At 71.1% G+C, this 25,071-nt stretch carries 23 protein-coding genes; 9 read left to right on the top strand and 14 right to left on the bottom strand.

Going from position 1 to position 25,071, the window contains the following annotated elements:
• Positions 1–29 precede the first annotated feature (29 nt).
• From ACZ7OO_RS38920 to ACZ7OO_RS38910, 3 genes are read right to left on the bottom strand one after another with little or no spacing between them, the layout of a single operon-like run.
• Entirely contained in the window at positions 30–1,262 is a 1,233-nt protein-coding gene (locus ACZ7OO_RS38920) for a cytochrome P450 family protein (RefSeq protein WP_471512198.1), read from the bottom strand.
• Positions 1,259–2,410, bottom strand: coding sequence for a cytochrome P450 family protein (locus ACZ7OO_RS38915; protein ID WP_471512197.1), 1,152 nt, complete (start codon positions 2,408–2,410; stop codon positions 1,259–1,261). The genes ACZ7OO_RS38920 and ACZ7OO_RS38915 overlap by 4 nt, the downstream gene beginning before the upstream one ends.
• Positions 2,411–2,443: 33 nt before the next feature.
• Positions 2,444–2,911: a hypothetical protein gene (locus ACZ7OO_RS38910; protein ID WP_471512196.1), complete on the bottom strand. Its 468-nt coding sequence runs from the start codon at positions 2,909–2,911 to the stop codon at positions 2,444–2,446.
• Between the two features lie 335 nt (positions 2,912–3,246).
• Here ACZ7OO_RS38910 and ACZ7OO_RS38905 point away from each other — a divergent pair, with 335 nt between their 5' ends.
• Together ACZ7OO_RS38905 and ACZ7OO_RS38900 are read left to right on the top strand one after the other, a co-directional pair.
• Positions 3,247–4,596: a transaminase gene (locus ACZ7OO_RS38905; RefSeq protein ID WP_471512195.1), complete on the top strand. Its 1,350-nt coding sequence runs from the start codon at positions 3,247–3,249 to the stop codon at positions 4,594–4,596.
• 20 nt (positions 4,597–4,616) lie between these two features.
• On the top strand, positions 4,617–5,057 hold the full coding sequence (locus ACZ7OO_RS38900; RefSeq protein ID WP_471512194.1) for an Lrp/AsnC family transcriptional regulator: 441 nt from the start codon (positions 4,617–4,619) through the stop codon (positions 5,055–5,057).
• 14 nt (positions 5,058–5,071) lie between these two features.
• Here ACZ7OO_RS38900 and ACZ7OO_RS38895 read toward each other — a convergent pair whose 3' ends face one another.
• Positions 5,072–6,169 carry a PP2C family protein-serine/threonine phosphatase gene (locus ACZ7OO_RS38895; RefSeq protein ID WP_471512193.1) on the bottom strand — a complete coding sequence of 366 codons (1,098 nt, stop codon included), beginning with the start codon at positions 6,167–6,169 and terminating at the stop codon, positions 5,072–5,074.
• Positions 6,170–6,413: 244 nt separating this feature from the next.
• Here ACZ7OO_RS38895 and ACZ7OO_RS38890 point away from each other — a divergent pair, with 244 nt between their 5' ends.
• Complete coding sequence (locus ACZ7OO_RS38890) at positions 6,414–7,322, top strand: GNAT family N-acetyltransferase (RefSeq protein WP_471512192.1); 909 nt, start codon at positions 6,414–6,416, stop codon at positions 7,320–7,322.
• A gap of 105 nt (positions 7,323–7,427) precedes the next feature.
• Here ACZ7OO_RS38890 and ACZ7OO_RS38885 read toward each other — a convergent pair whose 3' ends face one another.
• From ACZ7OO_RS38885 to ACZ7OO_RS38865, 5 genes are all read right to left on the bottom strand, one after another.
• Positions 7,428–8,315: a Gfo/Idh/MocA family protein gene (locus tag ACZ7OO_RS38885; protein WP_471512191.1), complete on the bottom strand. Its 888-nt coding sequence runs from the start codon at positions 8,313–8,315 to the stop codon at positions 7,428–7,430.
• A 47-nt stretch (positions 8,316–8,362) separates the two neighbouring features.
• Positions 8,363–9,346 (bottom strand): ATP-grasp ribosomal peptide maturase, encoded by a 984-nt coding sequence (gene tgmB / locus ACZ7OO_RS38880; RefSeq protein ID WP_471512190.1) that lies wholly within the window; start codon positions 9,344–9,346, stop codon positions 8,363–8,365.
• A gap of 15 nt (positions 9,347–9,361) precedes the next feature.
• Positions 9,362–9,553: a putative ATP-grasp-modified RiPP gene (gene tgmA, locus ACZ7OO_RS38875; RefSeq protein WP_471512189.1), complete on the bottom strand. Its 192-nt coding sequence runs from the start codon at positions 9,551–9,553 to the stop codon at positions 9,362–9,364.
• 176 nt (positions 9,554–9,729) lie between these two features.
• Positions 9,730–10,596 carry a fructosamine kinase family protein gene (locus ACZ7OO_RS38870; RefSeq protein WP_471512188.1) on the bottom strand — a complete coding sequence of 289 codons (867 nt, stop codon included), beginning with the start codon at positions 10,594–10,596 and terminating at the stop codon, positions 9,730–9,732.
• A gap of 27 nt (positions 10,597–10,623) precedes the next feature.
• A complete protein-coding gene (locus tag ACZ7OO_RS38865) occupies positions 10,624–11,091 on the bottom strand; it encodes a hypothetical protein (RefSeq protein WP_471512187.1) in 468 nt (155 codons plus the stop codon).
• Positions 11,092–11,335: 244 nt separating this feature from the next.
• Between ACZ7OO_RS38865 and ACZ7OO_RS38860 the strand changes: the two genes are divergently transcribed.
• Both ACZ7OO_RS38860 and ACZ7OO_RS38855 read left to right on the top strand, forming a co-directional pair.
• On the top strand, positions 11,336–12,043 hold the full coding sequence (locus ACZ7OO_RS38860) for a cyclodityrosine synthase (RefSeq protein ID WP_471512186.1): 708 nt from the start codon (positions 11,336–11,338) through the stop codon (positions 12,041–12,043).
• Positions 12,040–13,230 carry a cytochrome P450 gene (locus ACZ7OO_RS38855; RefSeq protein WP_471512185.1) on the top strand — a complete coding sequence of 397 codons (1,191 nt, stop codon included), beginning with the start codon at positions 12,040–12,042 and terminating at the stop codon, positions 13,228–13,230. Before ACZ7OO_RS38860 ends, ACZ7OO_RS38855 begins: the two co-directional genes overlap by 4 nt.
• Here the strand turns inward: ACZ7OO_RS38855 and ACZ7OO_RS38850 are convergent.
• The gene (locus tag ACZ7OO_RS38850; RefSeq protein WP_471512184.1) at positions 13,190–14,215 is read right to left on the bottom strand and encodes a Vgb family protein; all 1,026 of its coding nucleotides are present in this window, start codon (positions 14,213–14,215) and stop codon (positions 13,190–13,192) included. The two genes, ACZ7OO_RS38855 and ACZ7OO_RS38850, sit on opposite strands and share 41 nt — an antisense overlap.
• A gap of 564 nt (positions 14,216–14,779) precedes the next feature.
• Here ACZ7OO_RS38850 and ACZ7OO_RS38845 point away from each other — a divergent pair.
• The 3 genes from ACZ7OO_RS38845 to ACZ7OO_RS38835 all read left to right on the top strand — a co-directional run bounded on the left by ACZ7OO_RS38845 (position 14,780) and on the right by ACZ7OO_RS38835 (position 17,738).
• Positions 14,780–16,168 carry a glycoside hydrolase family 43 protein gene (locus ACZ7OO_RS38845; protein ID WP_471512183.1) on the top strand — a complete coding sequence of 463 codons (1,389 nt, stop codon included), beginning with the start codon at positions 14,780–14,782 and terminating at the stop codon, positions 16,166–16,168.
• A gap of 236 nt (positions 16,169–16,404) precedes the next feature.
• Positions 16,405–16,947 (top strand): hypothetical protein, encoded by a 543-nt coding sequence (locus ACZ7OO_RS38840; RefSeq protein WP_471512182.1) that lies wholly within the window; start codon positions 16,405–16,407, stop codon positions 16,945–16,947.
• Positions 16,948–17,048: 101 nt separating this feature from the next.
• The gene (locus ACZ7OO_RS38835; RefSeq protein ID WP_471512181.1) at positions 17,049–17,738 is read left to right on the top strand and encodes a class F sortase; all 690 of its coding nucleotides are present in this window, start codon (positions 17,049–17,051) and stop codon (positions 17,736–17,738) included.
• Positions 17,739–17,810: 72 nt separating this feature from the next.
• Here ACZ7OO_RS38835 and ACZ7OO_RS38830 read toward each other — a convergent pair whose 3' ends face one another.
• The 4 genes from ACZ7OO_RS38830 to ACZ7OO_RS38815 form a co-directional block, all read right to left on the bottom strand.
• Positions 17,811–18,818 carry a LacI family DNA-binding transcriptional regulator gene (locus ACZ7OO_RS38830; protein WP_471512180.1) on the bottom strand — a complete coding sequence of 336 codons (1,008 nt, stop codon included), beginning with the start codon at positions 18,816–18,818 and terminating at the stop codon, positions 17,811–17,813.
• A 2-nt stretch (positions 18,819–18,820) separates the two neighbouring features.
• Positions 18,821–20,122: a glycoside hydrolase family 27 protein gene (locus ACZ7OO_RS38825; RefSeq protein ID WP_471512179.1), complete on the bottom strand. Its 1,302-nt coding sequence runs from the start codon at positions 20,120–20,122 to the stop codon at positions 18,821–18,823.
• Positions 20,119–21,663, bottom strand: a complete 1,545-nt coding sequence (locus ACZ7OO_RS38820; RefSeq protein ID WP_471512178.1) for an alpha-N-arabinofuranosidase — start codon at positions 21,661–21,663, stop codon at positions 20,119–20,121. The genes ACZ7OO_RS38825 and ACZ7OO_RS38820 overlap by 4 nt, the downstream gene beginning before the upstream one ends.
• A gap of 172 nt (positions 21,664–21,835) precedes the next feature.
• Complete coding sequence (locus tag ACZ7OO_RS38815; protein WP_471512177.1) at positions 21,836–23,287, bottom strand: glyceraldehyde-3-phosphate dehydrogenase; 1,452 nt, start codon at positions 23,285–23,287, stop codon at positions 21,836–21,838.
• A gap of 176 nt (positions 23,288–23,463) precedes the next feature.
• Here ACZ7OO_RS38815 and ACZ7OO_RS38810 point away from each other — a divergent pair, with 176 nt between their 5' ends.
• The gene (locus ACZ7OO_RS38810; RefSeq protein ID WP_471512176.1) at positions 23,464–24,657 is read left to right on the top strand and encodes a glycosyltransferase family 39 protein; all 1,194 of its coding nucleotides are present in this window, start codon (positions 23,464–23,466) and stop codon (positions 24,655–24,657) included.
• Positions 24,658–25,071: the final 414 nt, after the last annotated feature.

Genomic DNA, 25,071 nt, shown 5'->3' with positions numbered 1-25,071 from the left:
ACCGGTCGCGGCCCCCGCGACCCCCGGACTCACGCCCCCAGCCGCACCGGGATCTCCTGCCAGCCGAAGGCGATGAACGACGGCACCTGCCGCAGCTCCTCCGCCCCGACCGCCAGCCGCAGCCCCGGGAAGCGGTCGAACAGGGCGGGCAACGCGGCGAGCGCCTCCGCCCGGGCCAGCGGCGCCCCGATGCAGCGATGCACCCCGAGCCCGAACGACAGATGGTCGTCGGCCCCGCGCGCCGCGTCGAACACGTCCGCGTCCGGCCCGTAGTGCGCCGGATCCACGCCCGCCGCCGCGTACGTCGTGATGATCGCGTCCCCGGCCGGCACGGTGACGTCCCCGACCTTCAGGTCGCTCACCGCGAACCGCAGCGGCAGCGAGGCGATCGACGGATGCACCCGTAGTGTCTCGTCGACCACCGCGTCCCAGCCGACCGTCCCGGCGCGCACCGCCGCCAGCTGCACCGGATGCGTCAGCAGCGCCACCACCGCGTTGCCGATCAGGTTGACCGTGGTCTCGAAACCGGCGCCGATCACCAGCAGCAGCGTGTACAGCAGCTCCTCGTCACTGAGCCGGTCGCCGTCCTCGTCACGGACCCGGATCAGCTCCGTGGTCATGTCGTCGCCCGGGTGCGTGGCCTTGTACGCGATCAGCCCGCCGAGGACCGTGCCGATCCGCTCCTGCACGAACGCGGCGTGCTCCGGGCTCGGTTCGGAGGTGTCCATGATGGCCGCGATCAGCTCGCCGGTATCGGCCCGCATCTCGTCGGGCACCCCGAACAGTTCGCAGATCATCCGCATGGGCAGCGGATGCGCCAGCTCGGCACGGAGATCCACCACCGAGCCGTCGGCGCTCGCGGCCGTCACCGTGTCGAGCAGTTCCTCGGTGATGGCCGTGACACGCGGCAGCATCGCCTCGGTGCGCCGGTGGGTGAAGCTCGGCGCCACGAGCCGGCGCAGCCGCGTGTGGTCGCTTCCGTACGCGGAGAGCATGTTGACCACGCCCACCCAGCCCAGGACCCAGCCCCAGGAGGGGTGTTCGCCGATCTCCGCCCACAACCTCCAGTGTTGGCGCGGGTCCTTGCTGACCCGGGGATCGAGGATCAGTCCCTTGAGGACGTCGTAGCCGGTGGGTGCCCAGGCGGGTGTCCCGCCGGGCAGTTCGACGGGGACGACGGGGCCGAGGGCGCGCAGCCGCGCGCTCTCCGCCGGGATGTCGGAGCCGAACGGGTCGAGGGCGATACGGTCGGTGACGGTCACGACGACTCTCCGGGCTGGTCGGGGGAGCGAGGACGGAACCGGACGGGCAGGGACGTCAGCGAGCGGTGGAAAGGACCGGGCCGCCAGCTGAGCCGCTCGCGCGGCAGGACGGGATCGAGGTCGGGCAGCCACAGGGTGAGCCGCTCGATCGCCTCGGTCGCGATGAGCAGCGCGTGGTGCCGCACCGGGCAGGCGTGCGGGCCCGCGCCCCACGACAGGTGCGAGGCGTCCCCGGGCCGCCGCCCGCTGGTGACCTCCCGCTCGGCGAAAAGCCCCACGGCACCGAAGGAGACGACCACCGGGATCGCCGGCCTGACCCACGCCCCGTGGAAGGAGACGGGCCGGCGGGCGTAGTAGATCCCGTAGTTGGCCAGCGGGGTCTCGTGGTGCAGCACCTCGACCACCGCGTCCATGACCGGGCGGGCGCTGCTGGTCAGCGTGGAGTAGTAGAGGGAGTTGCCGAGGACCCGGGACAGCGCGTTGGACACCAGGTTCGTGGTCGGCTCGTAGCCGGCGCCGAGGGTGAGGAAGACCTGCCAGGTGACCTCTTCCGGCGTCAGCCCGGCCGGATGGTCCAGGAGCATGCTCGGCAGGTCCTCGCCGCGCTCCGCGACCTTGGCGGCGACCAGCCGCAGCACGTAGTCGGTGAACTCCGCCTCGCCCTGGACCGCCTGCGCGCCGCCCTCCATCATCTGCAGGAGGCCCTCGTTGAGCCGGTCGCCCTGGCTGTCCGGCAGACCGAACAGGTTGTTGAACACCAGCGCCATCAGCGGGCGGCTGAAGTCGGTGACGAGATCCGCCTCGCCGCGTGGCCCGAAACGGTCCACCAGCAGCCGTACCGCCCGGTGCACCAGCGCGCGCAGATCGTGCGGCTCGATCAGGTCGAACACGTCGATGAGGCTGGTGCGGTACCGGACATGGGCGTCGGCGTCGGAGAACAGGGCGTTGGGCCGCCAGCGCATCATGCCGAGGAGCGGGGAGTCCTCGGGGACGGTGGCCTCCCAGCCCCGCGGGTCGTGCGAGAAGATCTCCACGTCCCGCAGCACGTCGAGGGCGGCGTGCCGCTCGGTGATCACGTACGCGGCTGTGCCCGGGGCGAGCTCCGCCCAGCCGACCGTGCCGGCCGGACCCGAGGGCCGGCGGATCACCGTGCTCGTGCCCCGGCCCCGCCGCTGACCTCGCTACTCCGCGCACATCGGGGGCAGCACCGCCAGCGTGCCGTTGGCCTCCCGCAGTGCCAGCTCCAGCGTGCCCGGCGCATGCAGCGCACCGCTGCCGTCGGGCGGCACCAGCCACTCCAGGTACCGCGCGGGCCGGTACGGCGGCGGTACGGCGAGCCACGCGCCCTTGGTCGCGTAGCGCAGCCCGGCACCGATCCAGCCGCCGGACGGATCGGGCGGCAGGAAGAAGCCGACCCGGCCCGCCGCGGTGTCCACCAGGGTCGGCCCGGGCACCGGCAGGGACGGCCGCCACAGCAGGTCCAGCGTGAGCAGACCGAGCTCGTCCGGGACGCTCAGCACATCCCAGTAGCGGCCCGCCTCCAGCAGTGCGACGCCCTCCCCGTGGTCCCACTCCCACTTGCAGGCCCGGGGGTCCGCCGCGGCCGCCGCGAGCCATTCCACACCCTGCCTCCACATCGCGTTCGTCATGCACCGCTCCGGGGGATCACCGCTCACCTGTTTCGGGCGCAGGGAACGACCGACACCGGGCACTCGGTGCGTTCGCACGCCAACCCGGCATATGCATGCTGGTAGATATTTCTAACTGGCGGAAGGGGTGGCGAACCGTGGCGTTTAAGGGCGGAAGTTCGAACATCGAACCCTGGTGCGATTGTTGAGCGTTGCGGCGGGCGTTCTTCGAGCGCGCCGCCGCTAGAATCAGCTGTCGAGACAATCGATTCGAGCGCAAGACCTTGATGGAGTGCCGATATCAGTCGTACGCTCCCTTGATTCCGTCGCCCTAGCTCCCGGACCAGGGGTACTCCATGGACCGCACCCGTCTGCACGCCCTCCTCGCCCGGGAGAGCGCCGAGGCCGAGCGGCGCAATCCCCGCTCCAGAGCGGCATATGCCGGTGCCGGCCATCTCTTCGGCCGGGTCCCGATGACATGGATGAACAAGACCGCCGGCGCCTTCCCGCGCTATCTGGCGAGCGCGCGCGGCGCCCGGGTCACCGATGTCGACGGGCACACGTACATCGACTTCTGCCTCGGCGACACCGGCGCGATGGCCGGTCACTCGCCGGCCGCCGTGACGGAGGCGGTGCACCGCAGGTTCGCCGAACTGGGCGGGGCCACGGCGATGCTGCCGACGGAGGACGCGGAGTGGGTGGGCGCGGAGCTGACCCGCCGCTTCGGGCTCGCCCGCTGGAGCTTCTCGCTCACCGCGACCGACGCCAACCGGTGGGCCATCCGGCTCGCCCGGGCCGTCACCGGCCGCCCGAAGATCCTGGTGAACAGCTACAGCTACCACGGCAGCGTCGACGAGTCGCTCATCGTCGTGGGACCCGACGGCAAGGGCGCGCCCCGCCCCGGAAACGTCGGCGCGCCCTGTGACGTCACCCTGACCAGCCGGGTCGCCGAGTTCAACGACCTGGTGCAGCTGGAGCGCGAACTCGCCCACGGCGACGTGGCCGCCGTACTCATGGAACCGGCGCTCACCAACATCGGCATCGTCCTGCCGGAACCCGGCTATCTGGCGGGCGTGCGCGCCCTGACCCGGCAGTACGGCACGCTGCTGATCAACGACGAGACGCACACCTTCTCGGCCGGCCCCGGCGGCTGCACCGCCGCCTGGGACCTGGAGCCGGACCTGCTGACCATCGGCAAGGCCATCGGCGGCGGCATCCCGGCCGGCGCCTACGGCCTCTCCGCCGACCTCGCAGAGCGCCTCCTGGCCCGCGCCGACCTGGACCTGGTGGACATGGGCGGGGTCGGCGGCACACTCGCCGGCAACGCGCTCTCGGTCGCCGCCACCCGGGCCACCCTGGAGCATGTGCTCACCGACGAGGCGTTCGCCCGTATGGCGCGGCTCTCCGAACGCTTCGAGACCGGCGTCCGGCAGGCCGTCGAGGCACACGCCCTGCCCTGGTCGGTCAGCCGCCTCGGCGCCCGCACCGAGTACCGCTTCGCCGCCCCGGCCCCGCGCACCGGCACCGAGTCCGCGGCCGCCGCCGACACCGAGCTGGAGGACTTCCTGCACCTCTACCTCGCCAACCGGGGCATCCTCCTCACCCCGTTCCACAACATGGCCCTGATGTGCCCCGACACCACCGAGCAGGACGTCGACACCCACACCGAGGTGTTCGGCGCCGCCCTGCTCGAACTCGTCTGCTGAGGAAGGGAGCCGAGGTGCACATGGACGACATCGACCGGGCCATCCTGCGCGAGCTGCAGGGCGACGGCCGGATCGCCTACGCCGACCTGGGACCCCGGGTCGGCCTCTCCGCCTCCGCGGCCCGGCAGCGGTTGCAGCGTCTGCTGGACTCACGGGCCGTGCAGGTCGTCGGCGTCACCGACCCGATGGCCATGGGCGGCCAGGCGATGGCACTGCTCGGCGTCGGCGTGGACGGCGACCCCCGCGCCGTCGCCGACGCCCTCGCCGCACACCCCGAAGTGGTCTACTCGGTGTTCACGTCGGGCGGCTTCGACCTGTTCGCCGAGGTGGTCGCACCCGGCCCGAAGGATCTGCTCGATTTCGTCAACGACGTGGTCCGGCCGATCGAGGGCGTGCGCGAGGTCCGGTCGTTCCCGTACTTCGGGATCCACACCCACCGCTTCCTCTGGGAGGTGGGGTGAGCGCAAACCGGGACTCAGGAGATGGCGGGCGCCAGGACGAGCATGGTGGCGTCGTCCCGCACCTCGCAGCACCGGGTCAGATCGGCCCACACCAGCTCGGTGAGCTCGGCCGCGTCCGCGGCGGCGAACCCGGCCAGCCGCTCCGGGAGCGGATAGAAGCCCCCTGCCCGGTCGCGCGCCTCCCAGACCCCGTCCGAGGCGATGAACAGCCGGTCGGCGGGCCCCAGCTCGACCGTGACCTCCTTCGGCGGTTCCACCCCCACAAGACCGAGCCCCACCGGTGGCCCCGGAGCGGCGGCCAGCTCCTGGGCCCGGCCGTCGCGCAGCAGCACCGGCGCCGGATGACCGCAGGCCACCAGTCGCACCGACCGCAGATCGGTGGAGAACTCCAGCAAGAGGGCCGTGGCGAACAGCTCCGCGTTCGGTACGTCGGCCGAGTCCACCGTCAGTCTGCGGTCCATCCGCGCCGCCACCGACTCCAGGTCCGGCTGGTCAAGGACCGCCTCCCGGAACGCCCCGAGCAGCGACACCACCGTGGAGACGGCGGCCAGCCCGTGACCGCGTACGTCCCCCATCACCGCCCGCACACCGAAGGGCCCGTCCCGCACGTCGAAGAAGTCCCCGCCGACCAGCGTCCCGTGCTGCGCCGCCCGGTACAGCCCGGCGCACCCCACCGCCCCGACCCGCGCCGGCAGTGGCGGCAGCACGGCGTGCTGCACGGCCTCGCCCACCGCCCGCTCGGTGACCAGCTGCGCGTCCCGGTGGCTGCGCACATAGGACACGAACACACTCAGTAGGGCGACGAAGGTGACCGTGAGCAGGTCGGTGTCGCCGGGTTGGTTCAGATGGGTGGCGGGCACGTTCAGCAGGACCACGACCAGGCAGCTGAGTGCGGCCGTCGCCAGCGGGCCGTACGACAGGACGGCCAGCGGCGGGATGGCCCCGAGCAGGAAGCCGAAGTTGTGGCCGTCGGGGCTGGCCAGCGTCAACGCGGTCACGACCGCGAGCAGCAGTACGGGCAGCACCCGCACCCAGCGTGGCGGCGGTGCACCCTGCAGCCACCCACGCCCGTCCCGGTAGTCACGCGACAACCAGCCGCGCACCGAAGTCACACCCCCAAGCTACGCCCGTGCCCAGGCACCGGTCCTGTACGGATCTTGAAATGCCGCAGTGACAAATTCCGTGGACGTGTCCGGACCAGGGCCCCTACCGTGTGAGCCGCACGCCCGAGACCGGACGGAAGGAGGCGAGTGTGATGTTCACCTCACCCATTCCGCGCTCCCTCCCCGTTTGCGGGCGTGACAGGTCAGAACTGACCCGGGAGCTCGGCCCACAGCACGTATCCCGGAGGAATCCGTGACCGATCCGGTCATCCGTACGCTGGACGACGGCACCGCCGCCCTCTTCGACGCCCTGCCCGACCCGCTGCGCCTGAGCGAGACGCACCGGCACACCCGCTACCGCCCTGGCTGGAAGCGCGTCGCCCTGCGCGACGGGCGGGTGGTCGCCCGCGCCGCCTGGTGGGGCGGGCCCGAGGACACCGAACCGCTCCTGATCAACTGGTTCGACGTGGCCGAGGGCGAGGAGGAGGCAGGCGCCGAGCTGCTGCGCGGCGCGCCCTGGCAGACCGACGAACTGGAACTCGACCTGCCCGTCGGCTGGCGTGACGTCCCCGCGCTGCGCACGGCCGCCGAGACCCGCTTCGGCGCCGCCCGCAAGGCGGGCTACGAACTGCTGGTGGAGCGCTACAACTACCGCTGGACCCCCGAGTGCGGTCTGCCCGCGCGGCCCGGCCGTCTCGTCTTCACCCCCGAACCCGACGACTCGGTCTTCCTCGGCGTCCTGCGTGGCATCAGCTCCGCAACCCTCGACGCCCACGCCCGCCGGGCCGTCGAGAAAGGGGGAGTGGAGCTGGCGGCCCAGGAGGACCTGGAGATCTTCCACTGGTTCCCCTCGCCCCGCGAGTGGTGGCAGGTCGCCCGCACCCCGGACGGGGAGACGGTCGGCATCCACATCCCCGCGCGCAATCCGTCCGGGCCGTGCATCGGTTTCATCGGCGTGCTGCCCGCGCAGCGCGGGCACGGCTACGCCTACGACCTGCTCGTCGAGTGCACCCGCTTCCTCGTGGAGCAGGGAGCCGAGGCCATCGGCGCCGCCACCGACCAGGGCAACTTCCCGATGGCCGCGCACTTCGCCGAGGCGGGCTACCCGGTCGTCCGGGAGCGGATGAACTTCTGGGCGACGGCCGCCGTCAGTGCCGGGTGACAGGCTGACGGCGCGGTGATCCACAGCGGACGGGAGGAGCCGGCATCGGATTCGAGGCTGGCACCTGGCAGGTGCGCGGCAAGCGGGTGCCCGTCGGCGAGATCGCTAGCCGACGTCCTTGCCCAGCAGAGTCTCCGCCTCGGTGAGGATCTCGGTGACCCGTAGGCCGAAGGCCGCGTCGCAGGGGTGCGGGTGGCCCGTGCGGGCGGCGGTGGCCAGGGCGTCGGCGGCGCGGGACAGGGCGGGGACCGCTCCTTCCGCACTCCTCGGCAGCAGCGTCACCCCCGCCTCGCCCCGCAGCTCCACATCGGCCCCGGCTGCCGCCGCGGGAGCCGTCAGGCTCAGCGTCACCGTGCTGGACGCACCGGCGGCATGGTCGAGGACCAGATGGACGGTGTCGGCGGGGCCGTGCACGGCGGCCGCCACCCGCCGTACGTCGCCCAGGACCGGAAGCAGCACGGACAGGGCGTGCGGGCCCACGTCCCACAGCGCGCCCTTCTCCCGTCGCCACGGCGACGCGGCGAACGGGCTCTCGTCGGTGAACACCGACCCCAGCCACTGCGCCCGCGCCGTGAACCAGCCTGCCATGCCCGCCTGTTCGCCGATCCACGCCTCGGGTTCGCTCTGGAACCGGGTGGTGAAGAAGACCACCGAGGCGACCCCGGCCCGCTCTGTCGCCTCCACTACGGCCCGCGCCTCGGCGACGCCGAGCGCGAGTGGCTTGTCCAGCAGCAAATGCCGACCCGCCGCCGCGGCCCGCACCGCCAGTGCCGCCTGGACGGCCGGCGGCAGCGCCACGGCCACCGCGTCGACATCGGCGAACAGCGCGTCCACGTCGTCGTACGACCGGACCCCGTACTCCTCGGCCAGCTCCGCCGCGGCCTCCGGGCGGCGGCCCCACACCCCGGTGAAGTCCAGCGATCCGTGCCCCGCCAGCGCGGGGGCGTAGGCCGCCCGTGCCCAGGGGCCGGTCCCCAGCAGTCCGATGCGCATCTCCCGTTCCTCTCTCCGTGCCCGGTCCCACATCGTCGCCCGGATGGTCAAGGCGTCGCGCTCCGACCGCCGTTGACGTACGGCCGGTACTGCTCCGTGCCGTGCGCCAGCCAGCCGGCGATGGTCTCGGCGATCGGCTGACCGGTGTCCATCTCGACGAAACCGAACTGGCCCGACTGGTTGCACTCCAGGAACCACCAGATGCCGTCGGCGTCCTCCGCGAAGTCGAAGGCACCATAGGCCAGTTCTGCATCCTTCATATACGTGTGAACGTTCTCGGCGACTCGCGGCGGCACCTCCGCCTCCTGCCAGGGAGAGACGGACGGGGCGAACCGGACGTCCACGTCGTCGGGATGGGCGTCCGGGTTCACCGGCTTGCGGGCGGCCAGCAGCCGCTCGCCGACCACCGTCAGCCGGATGTCCGCCCGTTTGGCGACCCGCCGCTGCAACAGCGTCGGCCCGAACGCCACCGCCGCGAAGTCGGTGTCCGGCGCCACCCGGCTGGTCGGCACCGCCCGCGGCGGCTCCTGCGGATGCGCGCCCGACACCGGTTTGACGACCAGATCCGGGAAGCGTTCCGCGAACTCCCTGGCCGCCTGCGGGAACGTGGTGATCAGCGTCGCGGGCACGGCGAGCCCGCTGCGCTGCGCCAGCCGCAGCTGCCACGGCTTGTGGCGGGCCCGGCGGGCCGCGTCCGGATGGTTCATCCAGCGCGCGTCGGTCCCGCGCAGCATGCCGTACAACGCCTGTTCGGACTCCTCGCTCAGCCAGGCGGACGGCTGGGCGGCCCGCGCGGCCGCCACCCCCGGCCTGCGCACCCAGATGGAGCGGAGGCCGCTCATGCTCACCAGACGCCCGTTGACGGACAGATGTCCGCGACTGACGCCCTGCACATATTCGCCCGACAGGGCCACACCGCTGGTCAGATCGGCAGGATCGAGGCGGACGACGGGCACTCCGGCCTCGTGCAGCCGGAGGACCACCATGTCCGCCGTCACGTCCTCGTCACTGGTCAGGATGAGCACGGTCATCGCCGGGGCCCGCGCTCAGTCGTCGAAGTGCGTCTTGGAGCCCGCGGTGGAGGTCGTGGTCCCCAGGGCTCTGAGCATTGCGTGATCGGTGGCTGCGATCCGGCCATCGAGGAGAACGTTCAACTGCAGTCCGGAGTCATACGCGTACGGAGTGATGACGTCCAACTGCACTGCGGGGCGTGCGTAGTTGAGCGCGAACGGTTGCATGGTCTCTCCCTGTTTCGTTCTTCCATGCACTTATACGATTCGAACGCGTGGTTGGTTTCCCTACTCTGCGTGATCTCAGTCGTAATTAAGGGCTTGTTAAGAAACCAGCTGGGAATCAGCGGCGAATCGTTCCCGTCCGTGGCCGATTTCACATACCCGTTCGGCATGTGACGGCGTCAGATGCGCGCGATGGACCGGGATGTCTCCAAAGTCTGTTCGGCGTAGCCCCGTCCGAAGAGCACGGTATGCACCAGCAGCGGAAACAACTGGTGCACTCCCACGCGCTCCGCCCAGCCGGCGGCCAGGGGGGCCACCTCCTGGTACCCCTCCAGGATCAGGTCAAGGTACGGACAGCCGAAGAGGCGGAGCATCGCGAGGTCGGTCTCGCGGTGCCCGCCGTGCGCGGCCGGGTCGATCAACCGGACCGGGCCGTCGGCGCCCCACAGGACATTGCCGCTCCACAGATCTCCGTGCAGCCGGGCGGGCGGCTCGGGCGGCCCCGCCAGCTCCGGCAGCCGCTCGCAGGCCCCCTCGACCAACTTGGCCTCGCCGGGCCGCATTATCCCGCGGTCGACCGCTGTGCGCAGATATGGCAGGACGCGGTGTTCGGCGAACCAGTGCGGCCAGTCGGTACCCGGCTCGTTGCGCATCGGGGCGAGGCCGATCCAGGCGTCGCACGGGCCGTCCGGCGGCGCCGCCCCGAAGGCCGGGGCTCCGGCGGCGTGCAGTGCGGCGAGCGCATGGCCGAAACGCGTCGCCGCCTCGGCGCCCGGACGTCCGGGCGGGACCAGCTCGGTCACCAGCCACCGCTCGTCGTGCCCCAGCACCCCGGGTACCGCGACCGCCCCGGCGGCGGCCAGCCAGCGCAGCCCGGCCGCCTCGGCCCGCACCGCGCCGGGGCCTTCGCCGCGCTTGACCATCACCGCACGCCCGCCGGTGAGCGTCACCTCCGCCAGGCTGCCCGACCGTGCCCGCTCGGCGGAGAACGGCCGCCCGGTGAGCCGGGCGGCCACCGCGCCGGGACCTTCGCCGCAGTCGACCACGGTCACCAGGGTACGGGCCGTCCCGGTTCAGGAGCCCCAGGTGCCCTGGTCGACGGCACAGTTCCACCCCGTGCCGTGCAGTGCGAACTTCACCTTGTAGGTACGGGTGTTCAGCAGATGTGTCTGCACCTTCACGCCGAGACTGGCCTTCTTCTTCAGTGTCGTCGTGTACACCGAAACCGTTTTCGACGTCTTGTGGCTGACCTTGCCGCCCTTGGCCGTGGCGCTGCCGAAGCGGATGTTCTTCACGTCCGTCACGGTGAACGTGACCTTCTTGAAGCTCTTGCTCGCGCTCGTGTTCTTCACCGCGAAGTACAGGCCGCCGTTGGTGACCCAGCCGGCCGAGTTCACGTAGAAGCGGCTCGGATAGACGATGTCGACCGGGCAACCGGTGCTCCGCGCCGCCCCGGCCTGCGCGGACGCGCCGGTTGCCAGGCCCAGCTGGGCGGCGGTGACGACTCCGGCGGCGGCCAGGACCCCGAAAGAAGTGCGCATACGGTTCACTACGGTGATACCTCCCCCTGCGGTACTCATCGGACCGTAGAGGAGAGTCCCACCTTCCCGGCCTGAAAGCACGTGCATTTCCACGGGACTTCCACCATTGCTACGACAGGTTCCGGCCAAACCCAGGCGGTTACTACCCGTGTCGATCAGGTACCGCTAGCGTGAGGGCCGCCGCGTCGCCACACCAGGGGCACTGGGCCCCGCAGGGACTAGCGAGCGGCGGAGGGTATCCCCCTTGACCACAGCATCCGTGCTGATGGCCGACGTCTTCGAGGTTCAGCCCTACACCTCCCACTGCCAAGTCATCTACGACGAGGGTGCGCACGCCGTGATCGGCGTGTCGCCGGGCAACAGCTACTTTTCCGCCCGGCGCCTGCACGACCTCGCCCACTGGGGACTGGACCACTTCGACAGAGTCGACTTCGTCTACACCGATCTGTACGTCGCCGAGATGTACGAGGCATCCGGCTATCCGCCCGACGAGGCCCGCCGCAAGGCGGTGAAGAACCTGCGCGGGGTGCGCGCCAAGGTACGTGACGCCGTCACCGAGGCCGATCCGGAGGGCACCCGGCTGCGCTGGCAGCCGATGTCCCGCTTCCGCGCCAACCCCTCCTACCAGGAGATCCACCGCCGGCTGAAGGACCGGCTGGGCGAGGACGGCGACTTCCGGGCCGTCTGCGACTCCCTGGTCAGCCGCTTTCTCTCGGCCAGAGGAGAGGACGCGAGCGACCGGCAGCGCGCGGTGTGCCTGGAGTACGTGTGCGCGGAGGCCCCGCTCTTCCTCGACACCCCCGCCATCCTCCACGTGCCGTCCTCCCTCAACTGCTACCACCAACTGCTGCCGATGGCCGAGCTGTTGTACGCCCGGGGCGCCGGACTGCGCGCCTCCCGAAACCAGGGGCACGCGATCGTCACCCCCGCCGCAGAAGGAGCCCCGGCATGACCACCGCCACGGAGCTACTGTCCTTCCCGTTCTCCTGGGACGGCACCCGGGTGCCGGACGAGGTCGGGGAACTGCGGGCCACGAGCCCGGTACGACGGGTGCGCACGATCGCGGGAGACGAGGCCTGGCTGGTGTCGTCGTACCGCCTGTGCCACCAGGTGCTGCGCGACGACCGGTTCTCCCTCAAGGACACCTCCGCACCGGGCGCGCCCCGCCAGTACGCGCTCACGATCCCGCCCGAGGTCGTGAACAACATGGGCAACATCACCGGCGCCGGGCTGCGCCGCGCGGTGCTGAAGGCCCTCAACCCCAAGGCGCCGGGCCTCATGGAGTGGCTGCGCGAGGAGGCGCACCGGCTGGTCGACCTGCTCGTCGAGGACGGACCTACGGCCGATCTGCGGGGCGCGTTCTGCGAGCCGTACTCGGCGGGGATGCACTGCCGCATCCTCGGCATCCCGCAGACCGAGGCCCCGGCTTTCCTGCGCAGCCTCGACATCGCGTTCATGAACTCGGCGTGCCCGATGACCGGCGCCCGGATCAACTGGGACCGGGACATCGCCCGGATGACCGCCCTGCTCGACGACCCGGCCACCCATGGCCTGATGGGCGAGCTCGCCGCACTCCGGGACGGCCCCGAGCACGACCGTCCGAACGACGAGATGCTGGCCACCGTCGGCGTCACCATGTTCGGCGCCGGAACCATCTCCACCTCCGGCTTCCTCACCATGGCCCTGGTGTACCTGCTCACCCACCCCACGGCACGCGACCTCCTCAGGGACCGCCAGGACCTGATCGGCCCGGGGGTCGAGGAACTGCTGCGGGTGAACCTCTCCATCGCCGACGCACTGCCCCGGCTCGCCCTGGAGGACATCCGGCTCGGCGACACCGACATCCACGAGGGCGACCTCGTCCTGGTCCTCGTCGAAGGCGCAAACCTGGACCCGGAGAAGTTCCCCGACCCGCACCGCTTCGACGTCCACCGCGACAACACCGCCGAGCATCTCTCCTTCGGCGGCGGAGCCCACTACTGCCCGGCGACCGCGCTGGGCCGGGCGCACGCCCGGATCGCTCTGGAGGTGCTGCTCGACCGGCTGCCGGACCTCGCCCTCGCCGTGCCGCCCGCCCAACTGGTGTGGCGCACCGGCTTCATGAAGCGCATCCCGGAGCGGCTGCCGGTGTCCTGGTAGGCGGCCCTTGGGCGGGCTTGATCCGTCCGATCGCGTTGCCCAGCAGTTCGGTGAACCACACCGTGCCGTCCGGGCCGGTCGTGAGCCGGAAGGGCGCCTTGTCGGGACCGGCCGGCACCGGTACGACGCTGACCCTGCCGTCCGCCGTCACCCGGCCGATACGGCCGGACCGGTCGGTGAACCACACCCGGCCATCCGGCCCCGCGGCGATCCCGCCGGGGTCGCCGTCCGCCCCGGGCAGCGGGAACCGGGTGACATGGCCGTCGGCGTCGATCCGGTCGACCGAATCCGACCCGGACGCCGTGAACCACATCCCGCCGGGCCCGGCGACGATGTCCTCGGGGAAGTCCGCACGGCTCGGCAACGCGAACTCGCTGATCCGGCCGGTGGATTCGATCCGTCCGATCCTGCCGCCGGCGAGTTCGGTGAACCAGAGGGCGCCTCCGGCACCGGCGGCGATGCCGTACGGGAGGGCGGCGGCCGTGGGCACCCGGTACTCGGTGATCCTGCCCGCGGTCGTGATCCGGCCGATCCGGTCGGTTCCCGGTTCGGTGAACCACAGCGCGCCGTCGGGCCCGCGCGTGATACCGGCGGGTGCGCTCGCGGCCTTGGGCAGGGCGAACTCGGTGACGGCGCCGGAGGTGGTGATCCGTCCGATACGTCCGGCCGCCTGCTCGGTGAACCAGAGGGCGTGGTCCGGCCCCGGCGTGATGGCGAAGGGCGTGCTGCCCGGGGTCGGCGTGGGGCGGTCGGTGACAGTGCCGTCCGCCGCGATACGCCCGATCCGGGCGGCGCCGGACTGGGTGAACCACAGCGCCCCGTCCGGCCCGGCGGTGATCCCGGCGGGGAGGCTGTCGGCGGTGGTGATGACCGGATACTCCGTCACATCACCGCCGCCGGCGCGGGCCGGGGCCGCGACGGCCGTCACGCCGGTCAGGGCGCCGAGCAGGAGAGCGAGCACACGTCGGGGGAGTCGGCCGGGCATACGGGGTCCTTGTCAGACGGACTTTCAGGACGAGGCTAAGCGCGACCGTCCAGTCGTACGACCCGGTCGGTCCGGACGGGGGAGGCGGTGCCGTTTCGGCGGGAGACGGAAGCGACTGGGGGCACCGTAGAGATCTCGAAAGCCAGCCTGTGGGGCGAGGAAAGCGACTCCCTCGCTGCCGTCCGGCGCCGTCGCCCAGGCGGCGCCGGACGGGCAGGCCGCGCTGACCGGTCGCAGCGCGCTGGAACTCCTGGTGGGACACCCGGCTCTGCCCTACCGGCCGGGTGAGCTGACCGCCGTCGCCCGAGGGTGCCGACGGGCTCGCGGGAGTCGCCGGCGGCAACCCGTACAACGCGGGCAGCTTCCAACAGCCCGCCACCACACCTGGCACGGCAGGGCCCTGGCCGGCCGCGCCCCGCCAAGCGGGCGGGCCGTGAAGAGAGAAATCCGAGTAACTCCCTTGTTACGCAAGGATTGACGCGCTCCACACGTCCCTCTAGTTTCTGATCGCCTCTCCGAACCGCGTTCGAAGTCTCGGACAATCCCCCGTCGTCTGGAGCGCACATGAACGGCACCCCCCTGCCGCGCCGCCACTTCCTCGGCATGGCCGCGACCGTCCCCCTCGCCGCCACCGGCGCCCTCGCCCTCGGCGCCGGAACCGCCCGGGCCGCCGCCAACTCGGCCTATGTGATGTGCTACTTCACCGAGTCCCCGGACATGCTGGCCGCCAACTACGGCCTGCACCTGGCCGTGAGCACCGACGGCCTCCAGTGGACCCCGCTCAACCAGAACAACCCCGTCGCGACCCCCACCGCGGGCTCCCTCGGCCTGCGCGACCCGTTCATCCTGCGCAAACAGGACGGCACCTTCGTGGTGCTCGCCACCGACCTGAACGGCACCGACTGGACCTACGTCAGCCAGTACATCCACGTCTGGGACTCCGCCGACCTGCGCACCTTCACCGGCTACCGGCGGATGAAGCTGCACGGCATGGACACCCACAGCTGGGCGCCCGAGGCGTTCTGGGACGCCGGCCGCGGCCAGTACGGCGTCATCTACTCCGCCGTCAACGGCAGCGGCCACAACGTCATCATGATCAACTACACCGGTGACTTCGTGACCGCCGGAGACCCCCAGGTCTTCTTCGACCCCGGCTACGACGTCATCGACGGCGACCTGGCGGTCGGCGTGAACGGCGTCAACTACCTGTACTTCAAGAAGAACTCCACACTGGTCGGCGCTCGCTCCACCTCCCTGGACCCGGGCAGCTTCACCGAGTTCAGCACGGCCGTCTCGCACAACGGCACCGAGGCCCCGACCCTGGTCAAGTCCCTTGCCTCAAGCTCCACCTGGTATCTGTGGGGCGACACCTGGTCGCCGAACGGCGTCTTCTACGCCTGGCAGACCGGCGCCCTGTCCGCCGGCACCTGGACGGCCCTCGACCAGAAGACCTACACCCAGCCGCTCAACTCCAAGCACTGCGGCATCCAGCCCATCACCTCGACCGAGTACAACAACCTCGTCGCCAAGTGGGGCACCCCCACCTGGAACCGGCTGAAGTCCTACAACTACCCGGCCCGGTACGTCCGGCACAGCAACTTCGTCGGCCGGATCGACGAGTACGCCTTCGACCCGTACACCGACGGCCTGTGGAAGCTGGTCCCGGGCCTCGCCGACAGCAGCGGCGTGTCCTTCCAGTCGGTCAACTACCCGACCCGCTATCTGCGCCACTACAACTACCAGCTGCGGCTCGACGAGAACGACAGCACGACGGCGTTCGCCCAGGACGCCACGTTCTACCGGACGGCCGGTCTCGCCGACTCCTCCTGGACCTCGTTTCGCTCGTACAACTACCCGACGCGCTACATCCGCCACTCCGACTACGTGCTGCGGATCGACCCCGTCTCCACGAGCACGGAGAAGGCCGACGCCACGTTCTACGTCGGCTACTGACACCACGGCGGGCCCGCCATGCGGCGACACGCCGACGACGGGCCCATACACCCCCGAATGGCCGCGTGTCGCCGGGCGGGATTGACCCAGCCGGGCGGTGTTGGGCGTGTCGTCGCCACGGATGGGCGGCCTGGATGGTGCCGAGCGCGGGGCTGGCTGACGGTGGTTCATGTCGGGGCCGGGTCGTTTCAGCCGATGGAGTATCCGCTGCCCGGTCACGGCGGAAGGACATCGAGATGCGTTCTGCCCGCATGATCCTCGCGACGACAGCCGCCACCGCTGCCCTCGCCTTCGCGGCACCCGGCGCTCAGGCCGCGGTCGCGGGGGACTGGGACAACGGAGGCCGTGACGACTCTTCCTACAGCAAGGAGCACAACAACGACAGCAGCCACGATGGGCCGCGCGGCGGGATGCACACGGGCGGCGGTGTACTCGCCGCGGCGAAGCTGAGCGACGCGTGGGGCTCGGACAGCGGCAACGACAGCAAGTTCGACCCCGAGACCTACAAGGACAAGGGCAAGGACGAAGGACAGGGAAACAAGGGCGACAAGGGCGACAAGGGTGACAGGGGGAAGGACGAAGGCGGGGGCGGCGGCCGGGACGAGGGCAACTCGTGGGGCGACGACGAGGACAGTGAGAAGCCGCACGGTGGCATGCACACCGGCGGCGGCGGCCTCGCCACGCCCGGGGTCACGGCCGGCGGGCTGGCGGTCCTCGGTGTGGCGGCGGCCGGCGTCTACGCGCTGCGGCGCAGGAATGCCGACGGGTCCGTGTCCTGATGGGCTTACGCATACGGGAGCCGCGGCCGCCGACCGTCGTGCGCGCGGCCGCGGCCCCCGTTCCGCCCCTCCCGCTGCCGTGCCCCAGAAAGGTGACTCCGATGGCAGCTGGCCCCTCCTCCCCGACCCCCGGGGCCCCCAACCCCGACGCCCCGAACCCGGAGGACCCGAACGGCCCCCGGCGCGGCGGACGGCTGCCCGTGTGGGCCGTGGCCGTCCTGCTCATTGCCGTGGCGCTGCTCGGCGGACACGGCAAGGCCTCCGACGCCACGGGCAACACGCCGGCCGAGAGCACGGACGCCGCCCCCTCGGGCGGGGTGCGCCGGGTCGGCGAGGCGCTGCCCCGGTCCGCGCCGACCCGCCTGCTCATCCCGAAGATCGCCGTCGACGCCCCCTTCACCACCCTCACCCTCGCCCCCTCGGGCCAGCTCCAGCCCCCGCCGTCCGACGACATCAACCTCGTCGGCTGGTACTCCAAGGGCGCGGCGCCCGGCGAGGCGGGCACCGCGATCATCGCCGGGCACGTCGACACCAAGATCTCGGCGGCCGTCTTCGCCCGGCTGTACGAACTGGAGCCCGGCGACCGTTTCACGGTGCTCCGGGCGGATGACACGAAGGCGGACTTCGTGGTCGACGACGCCGAGACCTTCGCGAAGGACGACTTCCCCAGTGAACGCGTCTACGCGGACACCAGCCGCCCCGAGGTACGCCTGATCACCTGCGCCGGCGACTACGACCACGATGTGAAGGACTACACGGATAATCTGGTCGTCTTCGGCCACCTCGTCTGATGAGCACGGCACGGCCACGGGCCGAGGCCGAGTGATCACCCCACGGTCGCCGTCCGCGGGCGGCTGACTGGTTCAGCCGCCCGTCGACTCCCGTACCACCAGGCGGAAGGGTCCGACGAACTCCTCCCGCTCCGGCCCGGGCCCGGCCCGGTCGATGCGAGCCGCCAGCAGGGCGACGGCGCGTTCGGCCATCAGGTCGTGGTCCGGGTCGACGGTGGACAGGGAGGGGACGAGGTACGCGCTCTCGTCGACGTTGTCGAAGCCGATCACCTTGACCCGCTCCGGCACCCGGAGCCCGGTGTCGGCGAGCGCGCGCAGCACACCCATGGCAACCGTGTCCGTCACACAGAACACCCCGTCGAAATCGAGGCCGCCGGTCACCTTCTCCCGGATGCGGCGGGCGGCCTCCTGCATGGTGAACGACCCGGCGGTCACCACCAGCTCCGGGTTGGCCGGCAGCCCCGCGGCCGCCAGCGCCCGCAGATACCCGGCGTGCCGCAGGCTCGACACATCGACCTCACCGCCGAGGCGCCCGCACACGAGGGCGATCCGCCGGCAGCCCCGCTCGACGAGATGGCGGGTGGCCGCCTCCGACGCGGCTTCGTTGGGCATCGCGACATGGTCGACGGGCCCGCCGAAGATCCGCTCGCCCAGGATCACCACCGGATGGTCGACCTCCAGCGCCTCGACATCGGCCGGCCCCATCCCGACGGTGCTGAGGATGAGGCCGTCGTAGAGCCGGTTGCGGGACAGGGAGAGGGCCGCCAGCTCGTTCTCCCGGCGGGCGCCGGTCTGCTCGATGCTCACCCCGAGGCCGTGCCGGGCGGCCGCCGCGATGATCGAGGCGGCCAGCCGGCCGTAGTAGGGGCGGTTGATCTCGGGGACCGCCAGACAGATCGTCCCGGTACGGCCCTTGCGGAGATTGCGGGCGGCGACGTTGACCCGGTAGCCGAGCCGGGTCATCGCCTCCAGGACGCGGTCCCGGGTGGCCGGGCGGACGTTGGGGTGGCCGTTGATCACATTGGAGACGGTCATCGCCGACACTCCGGCCGCCTTCGCCACGTCCTGGATCGTCGCCACACTCACTCCCGCCCGCTGTCCTCGGCAAGACGATAGAGGGCGGCGCCATGGGCGGGCAGTTCGACGGTCAGCCGCCGGCCGTCGTGGGCGGTGTCGGTGCGGGTCCAGAGTTCCCGGACCCGGTTGCGGGGCGCGGCCCCGATCGAGCCCAGCGGCACCTCGAAGCGGCGCGCCTGGTCCGCCAGCGAGAACACCGCCGCGTACCGGGTGTGCCCGTCGGTGTCCCGGGCGGTCCACAGCACCAGGTCCCGCTCCCGCAGCACCTCCCGGTTGCCGGTGCTGTGCCACAGGACGTCGAGCGCCTCGTCGTTGGTGAGCAGTTCGATGGTCTCGTGCGGGCTGGTGGGCAGGTCGCCGCCCATCATCAGCGGTGAGCGGGAGATCAGCCAGAGAGTGAGCAGGCTGATCTGCTCGGGGCGGGTGAGGGCCGACCGGCGGTCCGCGCCGCGCTCCGCGCGGATGCCGATACGGCCCAGCGGCAGCATGTCGGCGTCCGCCCAGCCCTGTCGGCCCTGCCAGGGAGCCCAGCGGGCCATCCGCGCGAACTGTGCCTCGACGTCCTCCCAGCGGTCCCACAGGTCGTCGCAGACCCGCCACATGGTGGCGTGCTCCCGCAGGTGGTCGAGGCGCGCGAGGGACATGTCCGTGCCGGGGGAGAGACTCAGCTCGATCGGCCGCCCGCTGCGCTGGACGGCACGCGCGTAGGCGGCTATCTCCCGCTCGTGGTAGGGGAAGAGCATGTCGTCGGCCTTGACGAAGTCGACGCCCCACTCGGCGAATTGGGCCACCTGGCTGTCGTAGTAGGCCTGGGCGGCGGGGTGGTCGTGGTCGAGGCCGTAGTTGTCGGAGTTCCAGGGGCACACGGAGTCGGTGTCGGCCACGTCGGCGGCCGTGAACTCCGTCCCCAGCACCGGGAGTTCCGCCTCGACCGCCCGCCGCGGGATGCCCCGCATGATGTGCAACCCGAACCTCAGGCCCATGCCGTGCACCTGCCCGGCCAGCGGCCCGAACCCGGCCCCGGCCGCGGCGGAGGGGAACCTGTTCGGTGCGGGGAGCTGGCGGCCGTGGCCGTCCAGGACGAGCGGGGCGTCCGGGTTGTAGCCGTGGGCCCGCGCGGTGGGCTCGTACCACTGGATGTCCACGACCACGGTGTCCCAGCCGTGCGGCAGCAGGTGCCCGCGCATGAACTCCGCGTTGGCGAGGACCTCTTCCTCGGTGACGGTGGTGCCGTAGCAGTCCCAGCTGTTCCAGCCCATCGGCGGCCGCAGTTGGCGTGCGGGCAGCGGACGTGGGGATCGGGTCATGTGCGCACTCCTGAGGGTCGGCGCGGGTTCAGGGGTGCCTGGACGGTGACGAACGAGTGAGGCGGGAGGGAGAGCCGCAGGCCGTGAGCGATCGCTGTGAGATCCTCGAAGTCCTTCGGTGCGACGGCTCTTGAGGTCCCCGGTGAGTTGTGGGCCTGGAGTTTGTCGGCCGTCAGGACACGGGCGGTCGGTTCGCCGAGGGTGCCGCCGCGCAGGTCGAGGGTGATGTCGGCGGGTTCCTCGGCGTCGAGGTTGCTCAGCGAGACCAGGACCTTGCCGTCCTTGACGCTGGCGGAGGCGGAGAGGGTGTCGAGTTCGGCGTCCCCCACCCGGCGCCGGGTGTCCTCGCCGCGTAGGTGCACAGGAAGCGAAGTGGCGTCCTGGTGGCCCTTGTTCATCTCGAAGACGTGGTAGGTCGGGGTCAGGACCAGGGCGTCGCCGTCGGTCAGGAGCATGGCCTGGAGCACGTTGACCGTCTGGGCGATGTTGGCCATGTGCAGACGGGCGGCGTGCTTGTGGAAGATGTCGAAGTGGGTGCTCGCCACCAGTGCGTCGCGCAGGGTGTTCTGCTGGAAGAGGAAGCCGGGGTCGGTGCCGGGCTCCACGTCCCACCAGGTGCCCCACTCGTCGAGGACCAGGCCGACCGTGCGGCCCGGGTCGTAGACGTCCATCACCGTGGAGTGGCCGGTGAGGATGCGGTCGATACGGCGGGCCGACAGCATCGTGCGGTAGTAGTCGTCGGTGCCGAACTCGGTGGCGCTGCCCTTGGCCTCCCAGGGGCCGGCGAGCGTGTAGTAGTGCACGGACAGGCCCTGGAAGAAGTTTTTCGGGGTGGCCTCGCAGCCGAAGCAGCTGATCTGCTGCATCAGGGTCTCGGTCCACTTGTAGTCGGCGTCGGAGGCGCCCGAGGCGATGCGGTAGAGCTTGTTGTCCCCGTGGTCGCGGCAGTAGGTGGCGTACTGGCGGGCCAGGTCGGCCGAGTACTCGGCGCGCATGTTGCCGCCGCAGCCCCAGGTTTCGTTGCCGATGCCCCAGAACTTCACTCGCCACGGCTCCTCACGGCCGTTCTCCTTGCGCAGCCGCACCATGGGGCTGTCGCCGTCCCGGGTGAGGTACTCGACCCACTCGCTCATCTCGCGGACGGTGCCCGAGCCGACGTTGCCGCTGATGTAGGGCTCGGCGCCGAGGAGTTCGCACAGAGCCATGAACTCATGGGTGCCGAAGTGGTTGTTCTCCTCGACGTTGCCCCAGTGCGTGTTGACCATCCGGGGCCGCTGCTCGCGCGGGCCGACGCCGTCCCGCCAGTGGTACTCGTCGGCGAAACAGCCGCCGGGCCAGCGGAGGTTGGGGATGTCGAGGGCGCGCAGTGCTTCCACGACGTCCAGGCGGATGCCGCCCGCGTGGGGGATGGGGGAGTCATCGCCGACCCAGAAGCCGCCGTAGACGCAGTGGCCGAGGTGTTCGGCGAAGTGGCCGTAGAGGTGGCGGCTGATGGTCGGGCCTGCGATGTCGAGGTTGATGATCCCGGTGGCGGTGGGCACGTGGGCACTCCTGTCCGAGAAGCCGGCTGTTCGATATCTGGAACGGTGTTCGCAAAGCTTTTGTATCGATAAAAAGCTGCCATCGGGGCGTGGGCGCGTCAAGAGGGGTGCAGCGCAAACGGCCCGGCTGCCCTGCACTCGCAGGGCAGCGGGCCGCTGAACGTGGGGAGTGTCAGACCGCCGTCGCCGGGAACGTCGGATACTCCACGCCCGAGACGTGCTGCACGACCCGGACCACCTGGCAGGAGTAGCCGAACTCGTTGTCGTACCAGAGGTAGAGGATCGCGTTGTCGCCCTCCACCTTCAGGGCGCCGGCGTCGACGATCGACGCGTGGCGCGAGCCGATGAAGTCGCTGGAGACCGCGTCCGGGGCGGTGGTGAAGTCGATCTGGCGCTTCAGCGGCGAGGTCAGCGACACCTCGCGGAGGTAGTCCACGACCTCCTCGCGGGACGCCTCCCGGGCCAGCTGGAGGTTGAGGATCGCGATCGACACGTCCGGCACCGGGACCCGGATCGAGCTGCCGGTGATCCGCGCCTTGAGGTCGGGCAGCGCCTTCGCGACGGCGGACGCGGCACCCGTCTCGGTGATGACCATGTTGAGCGGGGCGGACCGGCCACGACGCTCCGACTTGTGGTAATTGTCCAGCAGGTTCTGGTCGTTGGTGAACGAGTGGACGGTCTCCACGTGCCCGCGCAGCACGCCGTACTCGTCGGCCATCGCCTTCAGCGGCGGCACGATCGCGTTGGTGGTGCAGGACGCGCAGGACAGGATCTGCTCGTCCGGCTTGATGGTGTCGTGGTTGACGCCGTGCACGATGTTCGGGACGTCGCCCTTGCCCGGCGCCGTCAGGACGACCTTCTCGATACCGGGCCGCAGGTGCTCGGAAAGGCCCTCGCGGTCCCGCCACTTGCCCGTGTTGTCGATGAGGATGGCGTCCCGGATGCCGTACGCCGTGTAGTCCACCTGGGACGGATCGTCGGCGTAGATCACCTTGATCTCGTTGCCGTTGGCGAGGATCGTGCTGTGTTCCTCGTCGACGGTGATCGTGCCCTGGAACTGGCCGTGGATGGAGTCGCGGCGCAGCAGCGAGGCACGCTTGACGAGGTCCTCGGCGGCCCGGCCGCCGCCTCGCACCACGATGGCCCGCAGCCGCAGCCCGTTGCCGGAGCCGGACTTCTCGATGAGCAGCCGGGCGACCAGGCGGCCGATGCGGCCGAAGCCGTACAGGACGACGTCCCGCGGCTCGCGCTGCTCGATCTTGTTGGCGCCGGTGGCCCCGGCGACCGCCTCCGCGGTGAACGCCTCGACGCCCAGGCCCCGGTCGTCGGCCTTGTAGGTCGCGGCGAGCATGCCGAGGTCGATCTGGGAGGGGCCGAGGTCGAGCGTGGTGAGTGCCCGCAGGAAGGGCATCGTCTCGGTGACCGAGAGCTCGGCGCCGGCGATCTGGCGGGCGAACCGGTGCGTCTTGAGGATGCTGACCACCGACTTGTTCACCAAGGAGCGGCTGTGGAGGAGGACCGTCACGTCCCGCTCGCGGTGCAGCTTCCCGATGATCGGGATCATCGACTCCGCGATCTCCTCGCGGTTCTTCCAGTTGGTGAACGAGTCGTCGTTGACAGTCACAGACCTGAATCTCTCGATCGAGCTGGGTGGCGCTCATATGCTAAACCGGCCAGTGAATGATCGATCAAGGGGGTCCCCATGTGACGCGGGGCGCCAGGGTCTGAACCAGTGCGGAAGACCGTGAGAAACCCCCGGGTCGAGTTGCGCCGCCCCGAGCCGCTACCGAAGGTCGGAGTGTGAGCACGTCTTCCGTCCCGCGGCCCGAGTCCGCCGTCCCGTTCGGGCCCGCCCACCCCGGATCCGTCCGCCGGACCCAGTCCGGCCTGGTAACCGCCCTCGTCCTGTTCGTGGCCGTCCGGATCGCCGGAGTTGGCGCCGTCGTCCTGGCCAACCACTTCACGGGACGCCCCCTGGTCCGGAACCTGGCCCATGTCTGGGACGCCCGCTGGTACCTGCACATCGCCACGTACGGCTACGGGGACCTCATCGAGATCACGCGCAGGGGAGCCGTGCAGACCGACTGGGCGTTCTTCCCGCTGTACCCCGGGCTCATCCGCGCCCTGACGACGGTCCTGCCGCTCACCCCCGGCCAGGCCGCGCTGCTCGTCGCCGGGGCGGCGGCCGTCGTGGCCGCGTGGGGCGTCTACCGGATCGGCGACCACCTGTACGGCCGCACCGTCGCCGTCGCGCTCGTCGCCCTGTGGGCCGTCCTGCCCCAGTCCGTCGTACTCACCATCGCCTACACCGAGTCCCTCTTCTCCGCCCTCGCTGCCTGGTCCCTGTACTGCGTGCTCAAGGGCCGCTGGCTGGGGGCCGGTACCCTCGCCGCGCTCGCCGGTCTGTCCCGGCCGAGCGGTTTCGCGGTCGCGGTGGCCGTCCTTGTCGCGGGCGCGTACGAGGCGGTGCGACTACGGGGCCGCGTCCCCCTCGGGCTGTGGGCCGGGTGCCTGCTGGCACCTCTCGGCTGGCTCGGTTATGTGCTGTGGGTGGGGCACCGGACCGGTGATCTCCTGGACGGCTACTTCGGCGTGCAGCGCGCTTGGAACTCACGGTTCGACTTCGGACTCGGCTCTCTGCACTTCCTCAAAGGGTTGCTGTTGCACGGCGGAGGCTTCGTCTACGCGGCGGACCTGGTGATCGTCGTGTCGGCCGTCCTGCTGTTCGGTCTGCTCTGCCTGGACCGCGCCCCGCTGGCGCTGGTGGTCTTCGCGGGCATGCTGGTCGTGGTGGTCGTGGGCGGCTCGGGCTCGTTCTCCTCCAAGCCCCGCTTCCTGCTTCCCGCCTTCCCCCTCCTGATCCCGCTGGCCCGCGCCCTGGTGCGGAGCCGGCGCGCGCGTCCGGCTCAGGCCGTCCTCGTCGCCGGCGCCCTCGCGGTGGTCTCGCTGCTCTTCGGGGCCTATGTCATGACGGTCGCCCGCGCACCGCTGTGACGTCCAGCCGCCCCGCAGGCCGCAGGCCACGCCGACCAGCCGCGGCCGGAAGGCGTCCGCCAGGGGGGTCAGGACGGTGTCGGACCGGCTCACCGCGTGCGGGTCGCGGCCGATCGGCGAGGGGCGGTGCGTGGTGCCGGGGCCGGGGGTGAGGGCCGTGCGGAGTCGAGCGCGACACCGATGCCGATGCCGGTGCGACCAGCGCCGACCATCGTCACCGGCGTGGCGCAGTGCGGGCTTGGTGTCGCTGCGGCCGGGGAGGTCTGACATCGGTCGCCGACACCGGTGTTCGGCGGTGGCCTCACTCGAACGGCCGGTGGCGGGGGTGGACGGCGGGGGGGAGGGGGGCACAGGGGGGAGGGGAGGTAGTGTATATCCGTGGGTTGGAAACAACACCGCGAAAGGGGAGGCTTT

This window comes from Streptomyces sp. NPDC111744 (genome assembly GCF_055634995.1).
Note: the sequence above shows the minus strand (reverse complement) of the source record. Positions and strands in the feature narration are given on the sequence as shown.